The organism is Rhizobium sp. SL42 (assembly GCF_021729845.1).
Classification (GTDB): Bacteria; Pseudomonadota; Alphaproteobacteria; order Rhizobiales; family Rhizobiaceae; genus Allorhizobium.
Window position 1 is genome coordinate 366,890 of sequence record NZ_CP063397.1, and the last position, 18,203, is coordinate 385,092.

At 59.8% G+C, this 18,203-nt stretch carries 17 protein-coding genes; 7 read left to right on the top strand and 10 right to left on the bottom strand.

Going from position 1 to position 18,203, the window contains the following annotated elements:
* Positions 1-84 precede the first annotated feature (84 nt).
* The 3 genes from IM739_RS01640 to IM739_RS01650 form a co-directional block, all read right to left on the bottom strand.
* Positions 85-591 carry a GNAT family N-acetyltransferase gene (locus IM739_RS01640; RefSeq protein WP_237370936.1) on the bottom strand — a complete coding sequence of 169 codons (507 nt, stop codon included), beginning with the start codon at positions 589-591 and terminating at the stop codon, positions 85-87.
* 195 nt (positions 592-786) lie between these two features.
* Positions 787-2,604, bottom strand: a complete 1,818-nt coding sequence (gene typA, locus IM739_RS01645) for a translational GTPase TypA (protein ID WP_237369537.1) — start codon at positions 2,602-2,604, stop codon at positions 787-789.
* A 171-nt stretch (positions 2,605-2,775) separates the two neighbouring features.
* Positions 2,776-4,839 (bottom strand): M3 family metallopeptidase, encoded by a 2,064-nt coding sequence (locus IM739_RS01650; protein ID WP_237369538.1) that lies wholly within the window; start codon positions 4,837-4,839, stop codon positions 2,776-2,778.
* A gap of 193 nt (positions 4,840-5,032) precedes the next feature.
* On the opposite strand from IM739_RS01650, the gene IM739_RS01655 reads away from it, so the two are divergent.
* Positions 5,033-5,461 (top strand): hypothetical protein, encoded by a 429-nt coding sequence (locus IM739_RS01655; protein WP_237369539.1) that lies wholly within the window; start codon positions 5,033-5,035, stop codon positions 5,459-5,461.
* Between the two features lie 161 nt (positions 5,462-5,622).
* Positions 5,623-6,816 (top strand): multidrug effflux MFS transporter, encoded by a 1,194-nt coding sequence (locus tag IM739_RS01660; RefSeq protein WP_237369540.1) that lies wholly within the window; start codon positions 5,623-5,625, stop codon positions 6,814-6,816.
* Between the two features lie 55 nt (positions 6,817-6,871).
* Here IM739_RS01660 and IM739_RS01665 read toward each other — a convergent pair whose 3' ends face one another.
* The gene (locus tag IM739_RS01665; protein ID WP_237369541.1) at positions 6,872-8,095 is read right to left on the bottom strand and encodes an argininosuccinate synthase; all 1,224 of its coding nucleotides are present in this window, start codon (positions 8,093-8,095) and stop codon (positions 6,872-6,874) included.
* A 298-nt stretch (positions 8,096-8,393) separates the two neighbouring features.
* Here IM739_RS01665 and IM739_RS01670 point away from each other — a divergent pair, with 298 nt between their 5' ends.
* Together IM739_RS01670 and IM739_RS01675 are read left to right on the top strand one after the other, a co-directional pair.
* Complete coding sequence (locus tag IM739_RS01670) at positions 8,394-9,248, top strand: SDR family NAD(P)-dependent oxidoreductase (RefSeq protein ID WP_237369542.1); 855 nt, start codon at positions 8,394-8,396, stop codon at positions 9,246-9,248.
* Positions 9,249-9,331: 83 nt separating this feature from the next.
* Positions 9,332-9,973 carry a LysE family translocator gene (locus IM739_RS01675; protein WP_237369543.1) on the top strand — a complete coding sequence of 214 codons (642 nt, stop codon included), beginning with the start codon at positions 9,332-9,334 and terminating at the stop codon, positions 9,971-9,973.
* Positions 9,974-10,033: 60 nt separating this feature from the next.
* On the opposite strand, the gene rlmN is transcribed toward IM739_RS01675, so the two are convergent.
* The 4 genes from rlmN to IM739_RS01695 form a co-directional block, all read right to left on the bottom strand.
* A complete protein-coding gene (gene rlmN, locus IM739_RS01680) occupies positions 10,034-11,278 on the bottom strand; it encodes a 23S rRNA (adenine(2503)-C(2))-methyltransferase RlmN (protein ID WP_237369544.1) in 1,245 nt (414 codons plus the stop codon).
* A 237-nt stretch (positions 11,279-11,515) separates the two neighbouring features.
* On the bottom strand, positions 11,516-12,019 hold the full coding sequence (locus IM739_RS01685) for an invasion associated locus B family protein (protein ID WP_007605881.1): 504 nt from the start codon (positions 12,017-12,019) through the stop codon (positions 11,516-11,518).
* 270 nt (positions 12,020-12,289) lie between these two features.
* The gene (locus tag IM739_RS01690) at positions 12,290-12,682 is read right to left on the bottom strand and encodes a YkvA family protein (protein ID WP_237369545.1); all 393 of its coding nucleotides are present in this window, start codon (positions 12,680-12,682) and stop codon (positions 12,290-12,292) included.
* A gap of 58 nt (positions 12,683-12,740) precedes the next feature.
* Entirely contained in the window at positions 12,741-13,043 is a 303-nt protein-coding gene (locus IM739_RS01695) for a 4a-hydroxytetrahydrobiopterin dehydratase (RefSeq protein WP_237369546.1), read from the bottom strand.
* A gap of 27 nt (positions 13,044-13,070) precedes the next feature.
* On the opposite strand from IM739_RS01695, the gene IM739_RS01700 reads away from it, so the two are divergent.
* Complete coding sequence (locus IM739_RS01700) at positions 13,071-13,544, top strand: low molecular weight protein-tyrosine-phosphatase (RefSeq protein WP_237369547.1); 474 nt, start codon at positions 13,071-13,073, stop codon at positions 13,542-13,544.
* On the opposite strand, the gene thpR is transcribed toward IM739_RS01700, so the two are convergent.
* Both thpR and IM739_RS01710 read right to left on the bottom strand, forming a co-directional pair.
* On the bottom strand, positions 13,478-14,071 hold the full coding sequence (gene thpR, locus IM739_RS01705) for an RNA 2',3'-cyclic phosphodiesterase (RefSeq protein ID WP_237369548.1): 594 nt from the start codon (positions 14,069-14,071) through the stop codon (positions 13,478-13,480). The genes IM739_RS01700 and thpR overlap by 67 nt on opposite strands.
* Positions 14,072-14,137: 66 nt before the next feature.
* Positions 14,138-14,785 carry an arylesterase gene (locus IM739_RS01710; protein ID WP_237370937.1) on the bottom strand — a complete coding sequence of 216 codons (648 nt, stop codon included), beginning with the start codon at positions 14,783-14,785 and terminating at the stop codon, positions 14,138-14,140.
* A gap of 79 nt (positions 14,786-14,864) precedes the next feature.
* Between IM739_RS01710 and IM739_RS01715 the strand changes: the two genes are divergently transcribed.
* Positions 14,865-15,578, top strand: coding sequence for an ABC transporter ATP-binding protein (locus tag IM739_RS01715; RefSeq protein WP_237369549.1), 714 nt, complete (start codon positions 14,865-14,867; stop codon positions 15,576-15,578).
* Positions 15,575-18,121 (top strand): ABC transporter permease, encoded by a 2,547-nt coding sequence (locus tag IM739_RS01720; RefSeq protein ID WP_237369550.1) that lies wholly within the window; start codon positions 15,575-15,577, stop codon positions 18,119-18,121. The genes IM739_RS01715 and IM739_RS01720 overlap by 4 nt, the downstream gene beginning before the upstream one ends.
* The last annotated feature ends 82 nt before the right edge of the window (positions 18,122-18,203 follow it).

Here is an 18,203-nt window from a genome sequence, read left to right on the forward strand (position 1 = left end):
AAGGCTGAACGGCCAGATAAGAGCCAGACGACAACGCCCTGCCGGCGGGCCACCTGACACACCGTCAGGGCGACCGGTTCAGTCTCAGTTCCAGACGAAACCCAGCTTCTTCAGATGCACGTCGTCGAAATCTTCCATCCCTTCGACCGTGTCGATCCCGCCATTCGAGCGAAAGAAATCGGCGGCAATCTCGCTGTCTTCCAGGCACCAGACGACCATGCCATCGCAGCCGAGCGACTTCAGCAGCCGCCGCGCCTCGTTGAAAAGCGCATGGCCAAGTCCGATGCCCTGGTATTCAGGGCGCAGGTAGATCTCGTAGATTTCGCCTTCATGGGGCAGGGAGCGGGCCCGATTGAGGCCGAGCGAGGCATATCCGGCGACAACGCCGGCTACTTCGACAACCAGGATCGTGGCTGGACCGCGCGTCGCCTTGCGCCACCAGGCTTCCCCCCGCCGTTCGATCATCCGGGTCAGGGCACGATGAGGAATAATGCCGGAATAGGCATGCTGCCAGGAGCTGCGATGGGCTTCGGCAATCGCCGCACCATCCTGCGGACCGGCAAGGCGCATATCAATCGACAACGTCTTCATAACGTTACTCTCGTCCTCGCGGAAATCACGCAACGGCTCATCCGTCAGTCGATTTCCGGTCCCAACATCCGGAACACAGACCGAAATTTAACGCTTTTTTAACCCATCTCGCAAGCGTTGACACATCCCATGCACAAACAAAAACCCCGGCAATTTCTGCCGGGGTTCAAAACAGTCAGGACCGGAATTCGGCGATCAGGCGATCTTCGCCTTGCCGAAACGCTTGCGGTCGTTGGCATCGAGATAAGTCTTGCGAAGGCGAATGTTCTTCGGCGTGACTTCCATCAGTTCATCGTCCTGGATCCACGACAGGGCGCGGTCGAGCGTCATGCGGATCGGCGGAGTGAGGCGCACGGCTTCGTCCTTGCCGGCCGAACGGATGTTGGTGAGCTGCTTGCCCTTCAACACGTTGACCTCGAGGTCGTTATCGCGGCTGTGGATACCGATGATCATGCCCATATAGACCTTATCGCCTGGCTCGATGATCATCGGGCCACGGTCTTCCAGGTTGAACATGGCATAGGCCACGGCTTCACCGGACTGGTTCGACAGCAGAACGCCGTTGGTACGGCCACCGATTTCACCCTTGAACGGCTGATAATCATGGAACAGACGGTTCATGATCGCGGTGCCGCGGGTGTCGGTCAGCAATTCCGACTGATAACCGATCAGACCACGGGTCGGTGCAAAGAACTTGAGGCGAACGCGGCTGCCGCCCGACGGACGAAGCTCGGCCATTTCGGCTTTGCGCTCTGACATCTTCTGGACAACGATACCCGAATGCTCTTCATCGACGTCGATGACGACTTCTTCGATCGGCTCCAGAACGTTGCCGTCTTCGTCCTTGTGCATGACGACGCGCGGACGCGACACGGCCAGCTCGAAGCCTTCGCGACGCATGGTTTCGATCAGAACGGCCAGCTGCAATTCGCCGCGGCCCGATACAAAGAACGAATCCTTGCCGTCAGACTCTTCGATCTTCAGCGCAACATTGCCTTCGGCTTCCTTGAACAGACGGTCGCGAATGACGCGCGAGGTAACCTTGTCGCCTTCGGTGCCGGCAAGCGGACTGTCGTTGACGATGAAGGACATGGTAACGGTCGGCGGATCGATCGGCTGGGCCTGCATCGCTTCGGTGACGGACGGATCACAGAATGTGTCGGCAACCGTGCCCTTGGACAGACCTGCGATGGCAACGATGTCGCCGGCATGCGCTTCTTCGATCGGCTGACGCTCAATGCCGCGGAACGCGAGGATCTTCGAGATACGACCGGTTTCAACCGTCTTGCCGTCCTGGCTGAGAACCTTGACGGACTGGTTCGGCTTGATCGAGCCGGAAGCAATACGGCCGGTGATGATACGGCCGAGGAACGGGTTGGCTTCCAGCAGCGTGCCGATCATGCGGAACGGGCCTTCGCCGACATTCGGCTCGGGAACGTGTTCCAGAACCAGGTCGAGCAGCGGAGCCAGGCCCTGGTCTTTCGGACCTTCCGGGTTGACGTTCATCCAGCCATCGCGACCCGAACCGTAGAGGATCGGGAAGTCGAGCTGTTCGTCGGTGGCGTCGAGATTGGCAAACAGGTCGAAGACTTCGTTGATGACTTCTTCGTGGCGGCCATCCGGACGGTCGATCTTGTTGATCGCAACGATCGGGCGCAGGCCTACCTTGAGCGCCTTGGAAACGACGAACTTGGTCTGTGGCATCGGGCCTTCAGACGAGTCGACCAGAACGATCGCGCCGTCCACCATCGACAGGATACGCTCGACTTCGCCGCCGAAGTCGGCGTGGCCGGGGGTGTCGACGATGTTGATGCGTGTGCCCTTCCACTCGATCGAGGTCGCCTTGGCGAGAATGGTGATGCCGCGCTCTTTTTCGAGGTCGTTCGAGTCCATCATGCGCTCAACCGTGCGCTGGTTGTCGCGGAACGAACCGGACTGCTTCAGGAGCTCGTCGACGAGCGTTGTTTTGCCATGGTCGACGTGCGCGATAATCGCGATGTTGCGCATTTTCATGATAAGGATCTCTGATGGCTTTGGTGCAAATGCCGGTGAAGTGCCGGTGGCGCGCCTGTTACTTTGGGGCGCTCATAACCCTTTTTTTGCAATTGCGAAAGAGGGGAAACCGCCGGCACCGGGTCAATGGTTACCGACGGCGCAGAAAAATCGCCTTTTCTTGCAGGCTGACTAAGCCGCAAACCCCTTTTTCCTCAGCATCGCCTCCGGGCTCGGCATTCGTCCGCGAAACGCCTTGTAGGCATCTTCCGGATCGACCGAACCGCCGACGGAGTAGATGTTTTCCTTAAGCTTTCTGGCCGTCTCAGGATCGAAGGCATGGCCTGTTTCCTCGAAGGCGGCAAACGCATCCGCGTCCAGAACTTCCGACCACATGTAGGAATAGTAGCCGGCCGAATAGCCATCGCCGGAAAAAACGTGCTGGAAATGCGGTGTCGCGTGCCGCATCACGATGGAAGCAGGCATGCCGATTTTTGCCAAAACCGCATTCTGCACGGCAATTGGATCCTCGACGGGTCCTTGCGTATGGAACGCCATGTCGACCAGCGCCGAAGAGGTGAACTCGACGGTATTGAAGCCGGCATTGAAGGTTCGCGCCGCCAGCACCTTGTCGAGCAGGGCTTGCGGCATCGGCTCGCCAGTCTCGAAATGCACGGCATAGGTCTTCAGGATGTCCGGGACCGTCAGCCAATGTTCATAGAGCTGCGACGGCAATTCGACGAAATCGCGCGATACGCTTGTGCCGGACACCGACGGATAGGTCACGTTCGACAGCATGCCATGCGCCGCATGGCCAAACTCATGAAACAACGTGCGGGCATCGTCAAGCGACAGCAGTGCCGGACGACCCGGCTCCGGCTTGGCGAAATTGCAGACATTGTAGATGATCGGGATTTCGCCGACATGTCCGTTTTTCAGCATCAGCCGGTGCTGCGATTGGAATGAACTCATCCAAGCACCAGAACGCTTCGAGGGCCGGGCAAAGTAGTCGCCAAGGAACAGCGCGACGAGCTGGTCTGCATGGTCACGGATCTCGAAAACCCGCACGTCCGGATGATACCCGGCGACATTCGCCATCGGCACGGCCTTGATCCCGAAAATGCGGCCCGCGACATCAAAACAGGCTTCGATGATTTTCTCGAGCTGCAGGTAGGGCTTCAACTCGGCTTCGGAAAAACTGAACTTCCGGGCGCGCAGCTTTTCCGCATAGTGGCGCCAGTCCCAGGGAGCAACCTCGTGGTTGCGGCCTTCCTCGGCAATCAGCTCGGCCAGCTCGCGCTCCTCGCCCTCGGCCTGCGACACGGCCTTCTCCCAGACCTGCATCAGGAGTCCGTTTACTGCGTCGGGCGACTTTGCCATCGTATTGTCGAGCTTGAGGCAGGCAAAATTCTCATATCCCAGAAGTGCTGCCTTCTCGGCCCGCAACGCCAGCGTCTCCTTGACGATCTGGCGATTGTCGGTCGCCCCGCCACTGATGCCTCGGGCAGTCCAGGCCTTGAACGCGGCCTCGCGCAGGTCGCGGCGCTCGGAAAAAGTCAGAAACGGTTCGATGATCGAGCGTGAGAGCGTCACGACATGAGCATGCCCGCCATCATGGGCCGCTGCTGCGGAGGCCATGGCGTCGCGCAAGAAACCCGGAATGCCGGCAAGGTCATCTTCTCCCGCCAGCGGCAGGATCCACGAACTTTCATCCGCAAGAACGTTCTGGCCGAATTGGGCTCCGAGGCTTGCCAGTCGCTCGTTGATCGACGCAAGGCACTCCTGCTCAGCCTTGGGCAGCTTCGCACCCGATTTGACAAAGCCTTTCCAGTGCCGCTCCAAGACGCGGGCCTGCTCCAGCGTCAAACCAAGCTCGTCCCGTGCGTTCCACAGCGTGTCGATTCGCTGAAACAGCGCGGCATTCATGCCGATCTTCGAATAGTGGCGTGACATCTTCGGCGCGATCTCGCGCTCCAGTGCCTGAATGGCGGGATTGGTATGCGCACCCGCCCGGTTCCAGAACAGCGCCGATACGCGCGAAAGATTGTCTCCGGCCAATTCCAGCTCGACAATGGTGTTTTCAAAGCTCGGGGCGTCCGCATTGCCCGCGACCAGATCGATTTCGGTATCGTGCTCGGCCAAGGCCGCCTCGAAGGCTGGTGCGAAATCACCATCCGCAACCTCCTCGAACTTCGGCAGGCCATGCGGGCCCGTCCATTCGACAACGGCAGGATTATAGACGGGGGAACCGGACATCAGCATCTCCTTCGGTGGCGCTTCCGATCTGCGAAGCACGTTCCTCCGGTATGCTATCGCGACGAACAGATGACAAGCATGCAAAAAGCAGTGAACAAAAATGAATATGACCCACAACTTTGTTCCATCAACATTGACGAAAATTAGAACTGGGAGATAGATCGAACTATCCTATGAAAGGATGGTGTGTGCCATGGAAGTGTTTCCAATACGGCCGATTGGCGGCCCGTCTCTGAAGGTCAAGGAAAGCAACCTCCAGCAAGAGGTAAGTCTGAGCGAGCTCTCGCCGAAGCCTATGGTCTCGCGGGAACGCGAGACATTCGAGGAAGCACTTTCCGTCTTTGCCAGCATGACACCGCGCCGGCTGCGCGAAATCGCCGTCGAAAGTTTCGATCGGGCTGAAATCGACGAGGATACCTATCGGGAACTGTCGACCGAACTGCCGCTTCAGGCGGTCGACCGCCACGGCAACGTCGCGGATCTGTCCGACCTGACCGACAATACTGAATTCGACTATGCCGAATACTACCGCACCCAGCATGCGCTTGCCGAAATGATCGGTAATCTCGATACCGCCGACTCCTATGCCAAGGTTCTCGATTTCTTCGACCGCACCCGCTGATCGCATTCGCCATCCGCACCGTTTTCGCCGCGGCGTAAACATCGAAAAGATCTCGCCTTCACCGGCCTCCCGCACTATGTCTGCATCGCCGGGCTGCATCCGGTCGGTCGCGCTTGCGGCCCGAAACACCTGAATCCCACCAGCAGCCGAAAGCCGCTCACATGACACATGCTCGCATGAGCGAGAGGCGAACCTCGCTGATCGGCGCGCTTTTGACGGCGATCGGCCCGGTCTCCATGGCGATATACACGCCGGCCATGCCCCAGCTCGTCACCGCCTTCGACACCACGAGTTCGGCGATCAAGCTCAGCCTTTCGCTCTATTTCGCCGGCTTCGCCGTGGCACAGCTTGCCGCCGGGCCGGTTTCCGATGCCTTCGGCAGGCGCAAGGCGACGCTGGCCTTCCTGCTGATCTATCTCGCCGGCAGTCTCATCGCCGCGCTGGCGCCGACGGTAGACCTGCTGCTTGCCGGCCGACTGGTTCAGGGCATCGGCGCCTCGGTTGGCGTCACCGTCTCGCGTGCCATCGTTCGCGATCAATTCACCGGCAGTGAAGCCGCCCGCATACTGAACATGATCGGCATCATGCTTGCTGTCGGTCCAGCCGCCGGACCGACACTGGGCGGCATCGCCCTGTCCGTGGCGGGATGGCAGGCCGTGTTCTACCTGATGGTCGGCTTCGGCATACTCAGTGCGGCCGTCGTCGCGTTCGCAATGAGCGAGACGACGATCCCCGATCGCAGCAGGATCCGCCCGGACCGTATCCTGAGCGCCTATCGCACCCTGATCGCCGATCCGCGGGTCCTCTTCGCCGCGCTCGTGCTCGGCGGCTGCGTCGGCGCCCTCTATGCGCAGTCCACCATGCTGCCCTTCGTTCTGATCGACAGGGTCGGCCTGACGCCGGCGCAGTTCGGTGTCGGCATGCTGATGCAATCGGGCTTCTTCTTCTCGGGATCCGTTGCCCTGCGCCTGCTGGCACCCAGTCTCGGCGAAACACGTGCGCTGCGGCTCGGCCTGGCCATGGCAGCGGGCGGCGGCATCCTGATTGCACTTTCAGTCCGCCTGATTGAACCGAGCTTCCTGTCGATCATGGCGCCGGTGGCAATCTGCTCCTTCGGCATCGCCTTCGTCATTCCCTATATCACCACGGCGGGGCTCCAGCCCCATCCCCAGATCGCCGGCTCGGCAGCGGCCCTGATCGGCTTCGTCCAGATGGCTTCGGGCTTTCTCGGCGGCGTCGCCGCCTCTCTCCTCACCGATCCGCTGACCGCTTTCGGCACGATCATTCCGATCATGGAGGTCGGCGCCCTTATTGCCTATCTGGGCTTCCTGCGGGCGAGCCGGTTTCAGGCGTAAAAAACCCGCCGTCAGAAACGGCGGGCTCAGACGACAACAGGGATGAACCCGTGGATTATTTTCCGAGATTGCGCTTGGCGAGCGTGCGCAGGCGCAGGGCATTGAGCTTGATGAAGCCGGCCGCATCCTTCTGGTCGTAGGCGCCCTGGTCGTCTTCGAAGGTAACCAGCTGGTCCGAATAGAGCGACTTGGCCGATTCACGGCCGATCACCATGACATTGCCCTTGTAGAGCTTCAGCGTCACTTCGCCTTCGACATGTTCCTGGCTCTTGTCGATCAGCGCCTGCAGCATTTCGCGCTCCGGCGAGAACCAGAAGCCGTAGTAGATCAGTTCGGCGTAACGCGGCATGATCTCGTCCTTGAGATGCGCCGCACCGCGATCGAGCGTGATCGATTCGATCGCGCGGTGAGCCGACAGCAGGATCGTACCGCCGGGCGTTTCATAGACGCCGCGCGACTTCATGCCGACAAAGCGGTTCTCGACCAGATCGAGACGACCGATACCGTTGTCGCGGCCGTAGTTGTTCAGCTCGGCGAGCAGCGTCGCCGGGCTCATGCGAACGCCGTTGATCGAAACCGCATCGCCCTTTTCGAAGCCGACCTTGATGGTCGTTGCCTTGTCGGGCGCGGCCTCCGGCGAAATCGTGCGCATGTGCACGTATTCCGGTGCCTCGACGGAGGGATCTTCGAGAACCTTGCCCTCGGAAGACGAATGCAGCAGGTTGGCATCGACGGAGAACGGCGCTTCGCCCTTCTTGTCCTTGGCAACCGGGATCTGGTTCTGCTCGGCGAAGGCCAGCAGATCGGTACGGCTCTTGAAGGCCCAGTCGCGCCACGGCGCAATGATCTTGATGTCGGGGTTCAGCGCATAGGCCGACAGTTCGAAACGAACCTGATCATTGCCCTTGCCGGTTGCGCCATGCGCGATGGCATCGGCGCCGGTCTTCTTGGCGATCTCGATCAGGTGCTTGGAGATCAACGGACGGGCTATCGACGTGCCGAGCAGGTAGACGCCTTCATAGACGGCATTGGCGCGGAACATCGGGAAGACGAAATCACGGACGAACTCTTCGCGGACATCTTCGATGAAGATCTCCTTGATACCCATCATCTCGGCCTTCTTGCGCGCCGGCTCAAGCTCTTCGCCCTGGCCAAGGTCGGCAGTGAAGGTGACGACTTCAGCACCGAGTTCGGTTTGCAGCCACTTCAGGATGATAGAGGTATCGAGGCCGCCGGAATAAGCGAGAACGACCTTTTTGACGTCTTTCGGGAGTGCCATGATGATAAAGTCCGTTGATGAAGGCGAGCCCGACCAACCTGGGCCCCTGGTTTGGCGGCACTTTTAGCCGGATTCCCGCGCGGTGCAAGGGCAAGCGCGCCGCTGGCGGTCGCTTCCGCGACTTTCTTGGAAACGGACAAATGATCACGGGCGGAAGAATTCGCCCCCCAGCTGCGCGTCGGGCAAGGGCAATTTTCGTCCTGTCACCTGACTTATGCTATGAAGCGGTACGGTTTGACTTGCAGCAAAATCATACCATATGCCGTCCGTGCACAACGACAGACGAAAGGAACATGACATGGCAGACATCCTATCCGTGATGGCCAAGGGCAAGGTTGCGGTCGTGACCGGTGCTGCCTCCGGCATCGGCTTGGCCGCCGCCAAGATCTTCGCGTCCAAGGGCATGTGCGTCGTACTGGCCGACCTCGGCGGCGACAGGCTGGCCGAAGCATGCCAGCAGGTGGCAACTCTGTCGGAAAATCCTGAAAGCGATATCGTTGCGATCGAGACCGATGTCAGCAAGCGAGACGATCTGGAAGCGCTTGAACGCGCCGTCATCCAGCGCTTCGGTCGCGTTCATCTGCTGATGAACAATGCGGGCATCCAGCCGGGCAGCAGCCTGTTTGGCCCCCAGGCCAATTGGGACAATGTGCTTGCGGTCAATCTGATGGGCGTGGTGCTTGGAACGCGGGTTTTCGGACCGGGCATGATCAACCACAAAGATCCGGCCATCATCATCAATACCGGCTCCAAGCAGGGCATCACGACACCGCCGGGTGACCCGGCCTACAATGTCGCCAAGGCAGGGGTGAAGGCCTTCACCGAAGCGCTTCAGCACGAATTGCGCAACACTCCAGACTGCAATGTCACGGCCCATCTGCTGATCCCCGGCTTTGTCTATACCGGGCTCACCGCCAATGGCCGCGCGGAAAAGCCAGTCGCTGCCTGGACCTCTGAACAGACAGTCGATTTCATGCTGGAAAGTCTGGAGCGAGGCGACTTCTACATCCTTTGCCCGGACAATGACGTCGATCGTTCGACGGACGAAAAACGCATTGCCTGGGCAGCCGGCGACATCATCGAAAACAGGCCGCCGCTGTCGCGCTGGCATGCAGACTATGCCGAGGCCTTCAAGGCGCATCTGGCAAAGTAATCCACCCGATTGGCAAGCCGCACGAAGCCCGATAAGGAAGGATACTCCTGCCTTATCGGGCTTCTTGATTTGCGGTGTCACCCATGGATTTCGTGCCGAGCCTTCCGACATTCCTCGCCTTCAGCCTCGCCATCCTGCTTCTTGCACTGACGCCTGGTCCGGACATGACGCTCTGGATCAGCCGGTCCCTGCGCGATGGACGATCGATCGGCCTGATGGTACTTGCCGGCACCAGCTTCGGAATCTCCGTCCACACCATCCTGGTTGCCTTTGGCATCTCCGCGCTGATCGTCGCGTCGCCAACCGCCTTCATGATGCTGAAGACCGGAGGGGCTGCCTATCTGTTCTGGCTGGCGATCCAGGCCATTCGCCATGGCTCGAACTTCGTCGTCAAGGCCGACGGCGACAGCGAAGCCTCGCGGCTGAGTGCTTTCGTCAATGGATTGTGGGTCAATCTGCTCAATCCCAAGGTCATCATCTTCTTCATGACCTTCCTGCCGCAGTTCGTCACTGCAGACGATCCACATGTCACCGGCAAGCTGATCTTCCTCGGCCTGTGGTCGATCATCCTGTCGCTGCCGATCGGCATCGCGATCATCTTCGGCGCGGATTTCCTCTCCGGCTGGCTGCAGGCCAATCGCAAGATCCTGCGCGGCATCGACTACACCTTTGCCGGCGTCTTCTCGATCTTCGCCGCAAAGATCCTGATGACCCAGGCAAAGTGACGGGCTGACAAGGCTGAAAGCTGTAGGCTGAAACAAAAAAGCGGGCCGAGGCCCGCTTTTTCAATCCTCGTCGTCGGCGCCATGATTGGCGATCATCATCGCCTCGAAGGCAAGCCGCTCGGTCTTGCGCATGCGCTCTGATTCCGACTTCAACTGGCCACAGGCAGCCAGGATATCGCGACCGCGCGGGGTGCGGATCGGCGAGGCATAGCCCGCAGCATTGATGAAATCCGCAAATTTCTCGATCTGCTCCCAGTCCGAACACTGGTAGTTTGTGCCGGGCCAAGGATTGAACGGGATCAGGTTGATCTTGGCAGGGACGCCCTTCAACAGCTTGATCAGACCCTTGGCATCTTCCAGACTGTCGTTGACGTCCTTGAGCATGACATATTCGAAGGTGATGCGGCGGGCATTCGACAGACCCGGATAGTTGCGACAGGCCTCGATCAGGTCCTTCAGCGGATACTTCTTGTTGATCGGCACCAGCAGGTCGCGCAGGTCGTCTCGCACCGCATGCAGGGAAATCGCCAGCATGACGCCAATTTCATCGCCGGTCCGATAGATTTCCGGCACGACGCCCGAAGTCGACAAGGTGATGCGGCGCTTCGACAGCGACAGGCCATCGCCGTCGGAGGCAATCAGCAGCGCCTTCTTCACTTCCTCGAAATTGTAGAGCGGTTCGCCCATGCCCATCATCACGATGTTGGTCACCTTGCGGTCGCTCGACGGTACCATGCCGCCCTGCGGCACATCGCGGTCGGGGAAGTCGCCGAGCCGGTCGCGGGCCAGTAGCAACTGTGACAGGATTTCCTCTGCCGTCAGGTTGCGCACCAGCTTCTGCGTGCCGGTGTGACAGAAGGTACAGGTCAGCGTACAGCCCACCTGGCTGGATATGCAGAGCGTTCCACGACCCTCTTCCGGAATGTAGACCGCCTCGATCTCGACCGGTCGACCGGCACCGCGGGGCGGAAAACGCAACAGCCACTTGCGTGTGCCGTCGTTGGAAATCTGTTCCTCGACGATCTCCGGCCGCGCGATGGTGAAATGCGTCTTCAGCATTTCGCGCATATCTTTGGAGACATTCACCATCGCGTCGAAATCCGACACGCCGCGCACATAGACCCAGTTCCAGATCTGCGCGACGCGCATCTTGACCTGCTTTTCCGGAACGCCTTTTTCGCGCAGTGCCGCGCCAAGCGTGTCCCGGTCCATGCCGATCAGGCTCGGCTTCTCCGTCGAGACGGCTGGACGCAGGGCCGGCGCAAGGGTGCTGGGACGTTCAGAAATGGTGCCTGTGACGGACATGGTTCAAACCTCTTGCCAATATCAGGGCCGCCACCGGCGAGCGGCGATCAATGTTTGGCGATGCATGAATGCGGGACTTGGCAATGCGGAACATGGTCGCGCATTCGACTTTGAGGCGGGCCAATATCAGCTTTTTTAGCTGACGTCACCCCGCAGCATCACGATGGATGCGACAGCCTTAACGACCAATGGGGTCGGCAGTGCCGACCCCATGCGATCATACGGAACCCAAAAGGATTATTTGCAGCCTTCGATCTTCTTCAGCGCCGCCGAGATACCCGACAGCGAATAACTGTAGCTGGTGCCGGTACCGCGCGCCGACGTGGCCTTCACGGTCATCGACTTGCCCGTCTTCATGGCAGCCACCAGGGCCGGCTCTTCGGCTGCATTCTCGACCCAGGCCGAGGTATCCTTGACGAACAGGACGAAGTTCTTGTCATCGATCGTCACATTGACTTTCGAATCGCCCTTCATCGCATAACCCATCATCGCCTGCGGCTCATACGATATGTTCTGGCCCGGGCGCTGCGACACGACGAAGAAAATATCGCCATGATTGACGCTGGCCGGTTCCTTGGTTGTCGGGACCGACAACACGTAGCAGACCGTGCCACCGTTGGATTTATAGGAATAAGCACCCCAGGCCTTGAACTGCTCGATACGCGTCGGCGATTGCGCGACGGCGAGCCCGCTGCTTGCCAGGATGAGTGCCAGTGCGGCTACGCTACTTCTTACAAACATGTCTTCCTGCCGGTTGTTTCCATCCATCATCCGGTCGAAAACCGGACGCTCTTCGTCAAAACCTGTGTTCAGTTTGACTTAATTTACCTTACCAAAGGATGAACGACAGACGCCTTCTTGTCACAATCAGCGTCGCCTATCCGAATTTGGCATCCGAAATCCGGCAAAAAGCCGCCAGTTTCGGATCCTGGCTCCCTGCAGCGATGTAGAGAGAGGAAATCAGGCGAGAGTTAGGCTGATCTGACTTTTCGCCGGTAAAGCTGTTTTTACTCAGGACGCCTTGCCCTGGTTTTCAACCTGTTCAGCCAGGATCTCGTCCGCGGCATCGTAGTGCCGTTCCTTGATGTGCCGGTTGATCAGCGCAAAAGCGGCAGTCAGCACCGCCACGTCGTCGGTAAAGCCGATGAAGGCGAAGACGTCGGGAACGGCGTCGAGCGGCAGGACAAAATAGCCAAGCGCCGCGAGCAGGATGCCGCGCGCACGAAAAGGTGTTTCACGGTCCGTCGCGCAGTAGAATGCCGCAACGACATCGCGCGAGAACGGGATCTGGCGGGCGGCCTTCTTCAACGTCGGCCAGAAGCGACGGCGAACCTTTGCTTCCTGTCGCTCCTGCGTCTCTTCGTCGCCCGGCAGCAGAATTTCCCCGATCTTCACGTCATCCATCGTCCATCGATTCCTTCGTTTGGACCCTTCACGCATATGTGGATTGGCCGCGGCGAATTCAATCGTCCTGAGCCGCCGCCATATCCATCAGAACGGCCAGCTTGAAATCCAGTTCCGTCAGGCCGCCGGCAGAATGGGTGGTCAGGGTGACGTCGACCCGCTTGTAGACATTGAACCATTCGGGATGATGATCAAGCTTTTCAGCAGCAAGTGCAGACTCCGTCATGAAACCGAACGCCTGGCGAAAATCGCGAAACACATAGTGTTTCTCCATCGCCGCCCCGGCGCGCGTGATCGACCATCCCTTGAGTTCGCCAAGACGGCCGGCGATTGCCGCGTCATCGAGTTTCTCGTATTTCATCTCTCCACCTCCCGTTGGAATGCGCCGATGAACACACCTTCGATCCTCTTTGTCTGTCTTGGCAATATCTGCCGCTCGCCGCTTGCAGAGGGCATTTACCGCCACCTTGTCGCATCGGATGCGTATGCCGGCGAAATTGCCTCTGCGGGGATCGGCGACTGGCATGTCGGCAATCCGCCAGACAACCGCTCGATCCTCACCGCCCGTCAACACGGCATTGACATTTCAAGGCAGAGGGCAAGGCAGGTCAAGGCGCAGGATTTCGCCACCTTCGATTTGATCCTGGCCATGGACGCCAGCAATCTTGAACGCTTGCGTGCGCTGGCACCGGCTGAAAATCAGGATCGGCTGCATCTGTTCAGCCACTATGCGACATCGACCAGTGCCGATGTCCCCGATCCCTACTACGGTGGACAGGCCGATTTCGACGCTGTCTACACCATGCTCTTTTCAGGCTGCAAAGCCCTGGCCGCGAAATTCGCCACCGACCGGTTTTCATGAAGCGGAAACACTTCTTCCGTCAGATAAGGCCCGCCACCGACGGACTCCCGCGATGACAGCAAGACAAAGCGCGGCGTGATGAAGGGCACGGTCTGGAAGTCGCCGCGACCGCTGAGATAGTGCACCACATCCTCGAGACGAGACTGCTTGAGGCGCGCCAGGGTGACGTGCGGTGTAAACTTTCGTGGGTCGGGTGGAAGGCCGATCCGCTGACAAATCCGTTCAATCTCGCCCTGTAGCGCATACATCTCAGGGGCCGGCGTGACGCCTGCCCAGATCGAATGCGGCTTCTTCGATCCGAAGGAACCGATGCCATTCAGCGAGAGAGAGAATTCCGGTCGGTCAATCCGGTCGAGACGATCAACGATCTCGTCCGCTGTCCGGCCATCGACATCGCCGATGAAGCGCAGGGTGATGTGATAGTTCTCCACATCAATCCACCGGGCGCCGGGGAGACCACCGCGCAACAATGAGAGGCTCATCGCAGCATTGCGCGGAATTTCGAGGGCAGTGAATAATCTCGGCATCGCGAGCTCCCCGAATCTTTTGCAGATGCTCACAGCGAATCACGCAATGCCATCAGGCGCAAGCGCTTATTTAGACTTACCCTCAACGCTTTTCACCAGCTCTTCGGCCAGGGGCAGCATCCGCTCCGCCATCACGGCCAGCCCTTTGGTATTGGGATGCATGCCATCCTCCAGCAAAAGACTGCGGTCGGTGATCACCCCGTCGAGGATGAATGGATAAAGCGGCAGCTCGTATTTTTCGGCCAGGCGGGGATAGATGGCATTGAATTTGTTGCCATAGTCTGACCCCATATTCGGTGGTGCCAGCACCCCGACGAGAAGGATGGGAATGTGACGCGCTTTCAGGCGGCTGATGATCTGGTCCAGGTTCTTTTCTGATTGTTCCGGTGCAATTCCGCGCAACGCGTCATTGGCGCCCAGCTCGAGGATCACGCCGTCCGTACCGTCGGGCACCGACCAATCCACGCGCGACAGGCCACCGGACGTGGTATCGCCCGAAACACCGGCATTGGTGATGACCACCTCATGGCCTTTCGCCACGAGCGCGCGCTGCAGCTGGGCCGGGAGCGCATCCTCCTGTGGCAATTGATAGCCGGCCATCAAGCTGTCGCCGAAGCCGACCAGCTGGATGGTCTCTGCCACGGCAAGCGGGGCAGTGCCCAGCGCCGCCATCAGGATCACGGTGAAATGAAGGGCTACGGCTTTAAATCTCATCATGGCTTTCCTAGATTGCCCTCAGGTCGCATCCCGCGGCAACAAAAATTGATTTCCAATAGATATAGGACGGTTGCGCGTGAGAAAAACCATTATCGAGCTCAAAAGCGCCGATCTCACGCTGGGCAATGCAGCCGCCTCCGTCCACGTCCTCAAGGATATCGATCTCATCATCGCCGAAGGGGAAGCCGTGGGCATCATCGGCCCCTCCGGCTCCGGAAAATCTACCCTGCTGATGGTTCTGGCAGGTCTCGAACGACTGGACAGCGGTGAGATCCATGTCCGTAACACCGCACTGCATACGCTTGGCGAAGACGCCCTTGCCGATTTTCGCGGCAAGAATATCGGCATCGTTTTCCAATCTTTCCATCTGATTGCCAATATGACGGCAATCGAGAATGTCGCAGTGCCGCTGGAACTGGCCAATGTGCGCAATGCCTTCGACATTGCCCGCAAGGAACTGGAGGCGGTCGGCCTTGGCGAGCGCCTGAATCACTATCCCGGTCAACTGTCGGGTGGCGAACAGCAGCGCGTGGCGATTGCCCGCGCCCTCGCCCCTTCCCCCGCCGTTCTGATCGCGGACGAACCGACCGGCAATCTCGACACGGAAACCGGACGCCAGATTGCCGACCTGCTGTTTTCAAAACAGTCCGAGCGCGCCATGACCCTGGTGCTGGTTACCCATGACAACGCCCTTGCCGCGCGTTGTTCGCGCCAGGTCCGCGTCGCCTCCGGCACCATTGCAGGCGACAGTGCCGCCGAGCTGAGCCGTCCGGCCGCGGTGCTCGCATGAGCGGTTTTGGATCACGAGTGCGGATCGCCTTCCGCATCGCACTTCGCGAATTGCGCGGCGGCCTCAAGGGCTTCTATATTTTCCTCGCCTGCATCGCGCTTGGCACCGGTGCCATCGCCGCCGTCAATTCGGTCTCGACCGCCATCACCGATGCAATTTCCTCGGAAGGTCGTACGCTGCTCGCTGGCGACATGCGCTTCGAACTCAACAACCGCGAAGCCAATGCAGAGGAACAACGCTTCCTCGAAAGCCTGGGCACGGTGTCGTTGACGACAGCCCTGCGTTCCATGGCGCGTTTGCCCGACGGTGCCGATCAGTCGCTGGTAGAGCTGAAAGCGGTGGACGAAGCCTATCCCCTCTATGGCAGCTTCACGGCCGAACCCAACCAACCCCTGTCCGAACTTCTTGCGCAACGCGACGGTGCCCATGGCGCAGTCGTAGCCCAGCTGCTGCTCGACCGGATGAACATATCCGTCGGTGACGAAATCCTTGTCGGCAATGCCCGATTTCGTATCAACGGCGTGATCGTCAATGAGCCGGATTCCATTTCGGATGGCTTTGGCTTTGCACCGCGCTTCCTGACCAGCCGCACCGCACTGCTGGCAAGCGGCCTGACCGAAACCGGCAGCCTCGTCGAGCAGGCCTACAAGGTCCGCTTCAGCGACCCGGCACCCGATCCCGCATCCATACGTCAGCGCGCCCAGAAAGAACTTCCCGATGCCGGCTGGTCGATCCGCAGCAGTGATCGCGCAGCACCGGCGCTGACCGAAAACATCGAACGCTTCTCCCAGTTCCTGACGCTCGTTGGGTTGACGGCCCTCGTGGTCGGCGGCGTAGGCGTCGCCAACGCCGTGCGCGCCTTTCTCGATTCCAAGCGGACCGTCATCGCAACGCTGAAATGCGTCGGCGCGCCGGCATCCGTGGTCGTCATGGTCTACCTGATTCAGATCACGCTGGTTGCTTCTGTCGGCATCCTGATCGGATTGGTCTTGGGTGCCATTGCACCACCGATCACCGCCAGCTATCTGGCCGGCATCCTGCCGATCTCGACAGAAGCGACGCTCTATCCGCGTGCCCTGCTTCTGGCTGCCGTTTTCGGCATCCTTGTAACGCTCGCCTTTGCCATCCTGCCGCTCGGCCATGCACGCAGGGTCCCGGCAACAGCCCTGTTCCGCGAGCAGGGCTTCGAGACCCGTGGCTTGCCGTCCTGGCCGTATCTTCTTGCGACCGCCCTTGCATTGGCCGCACTCGCAGCCCTTGCGATATTTTCGTCCGAAGAAAAGCGCATTGCGACGGTCTTCCTGGCTGCCATGGCAGCGGGATTTGTTCTCTTGCGCATCGTTGCCTATCTGATCGCTGTCGCGGCACGCCGCAGCCCCCGGATCCATTCGGCAGCGCTGCGTCTCGCCGTCGGCAATATCCATCGTCCTGGTGCCCTGACGCCGGCTGTAACGCTCTCGCTTGGCCTCGGCCTGAGCCTCCTGGTGGCACTGGCGCTGATCGATGGCAACCTGCGCCGCGAACTGACTGGCAATCTGCCGGACCGTGCTCCGAATTTCTTCTTTGTCGACATCCAGGGTAGCGAACTCGACAGCTTCCGAAACCTTGTCAGCCGCCAGGCCCCCGAAGGCAAGCTGGTCGAGGTTCCGATGCTGCGCGGGCGTATCCTGGCGCTCAACGGCACGGATGTCGCCAAGATCGACGTGCCGCCGGAAGGCCGGTGGGTGTTGCGCGGCGATCGCGGCCTGACCTATGCCCGCAATGTACCGGAAAACAGCAGCGTCACGGAAGGTACATGGTGGCAGGACGGCTATACCGGCGAGCCGCTCGTCTCTTTCTCCGAGCAGGAAGCCCGGGAGCTGGGCCTGAAGATCGGCGACACCGTGACCGTCAATGTGCTCGGTCGCAGCATTACCGCAAGGATCGCCAATTTCCGCAAGGTACAGTGGGAGAGCCTGTCGATGAACTTCGTCATGGTCTTTTCTCCCAATACATTCGCTGGCGCACCGCACGCATGGCTGGCAACCCTGATCGATGGCGAGGCGAGTGCGGCCGAGGAAGCCACGATCCTGCGCGCGGTCACGCAGACCTTCCCGACGATCACCACCGTCAGGGTCAAGGACGCGCTGGAGGTAGTCGACCGTCTCGTTGGACAATTGGCAACGGCGATCCGTGCGGCAGCCGCCCTGGCCCTGATTGCCTCGGTGCTGGTCCTGTCAGGCGCCCTTGCCGCCGGCAATCGCGCACGAACCCATGACGCGGTCATCCTGAAGACGCTTGGAGCCACCCGAGCCATGCTTGTTCGCGCCTTCACCTATGAGTATATGCTGCTTGGGGCGGCAACCGCACTGTTCGCCCTCATCGCCGGCGGCGGCATAGCCTGGTACGTGTTGAGCCAGATCATGAAGCTTCCGTCCAACTTCCTGCCCGATGTCGCCGTGATGACCATCCTGATTGCTCTTGTGGTCACCATCGGAATAGGTCTGGCTGGCACATGGCGCATTCTCGGACAGAAAGCAGCTCCCGTTTTGCGTGAACTTTAAGCCAGAAACAGAACTTCTGGCACTCGTCACCTGCAACTGGGCGGATTACCGCGATTTAAGCTTTCGGCTCTTGTCCAAGACC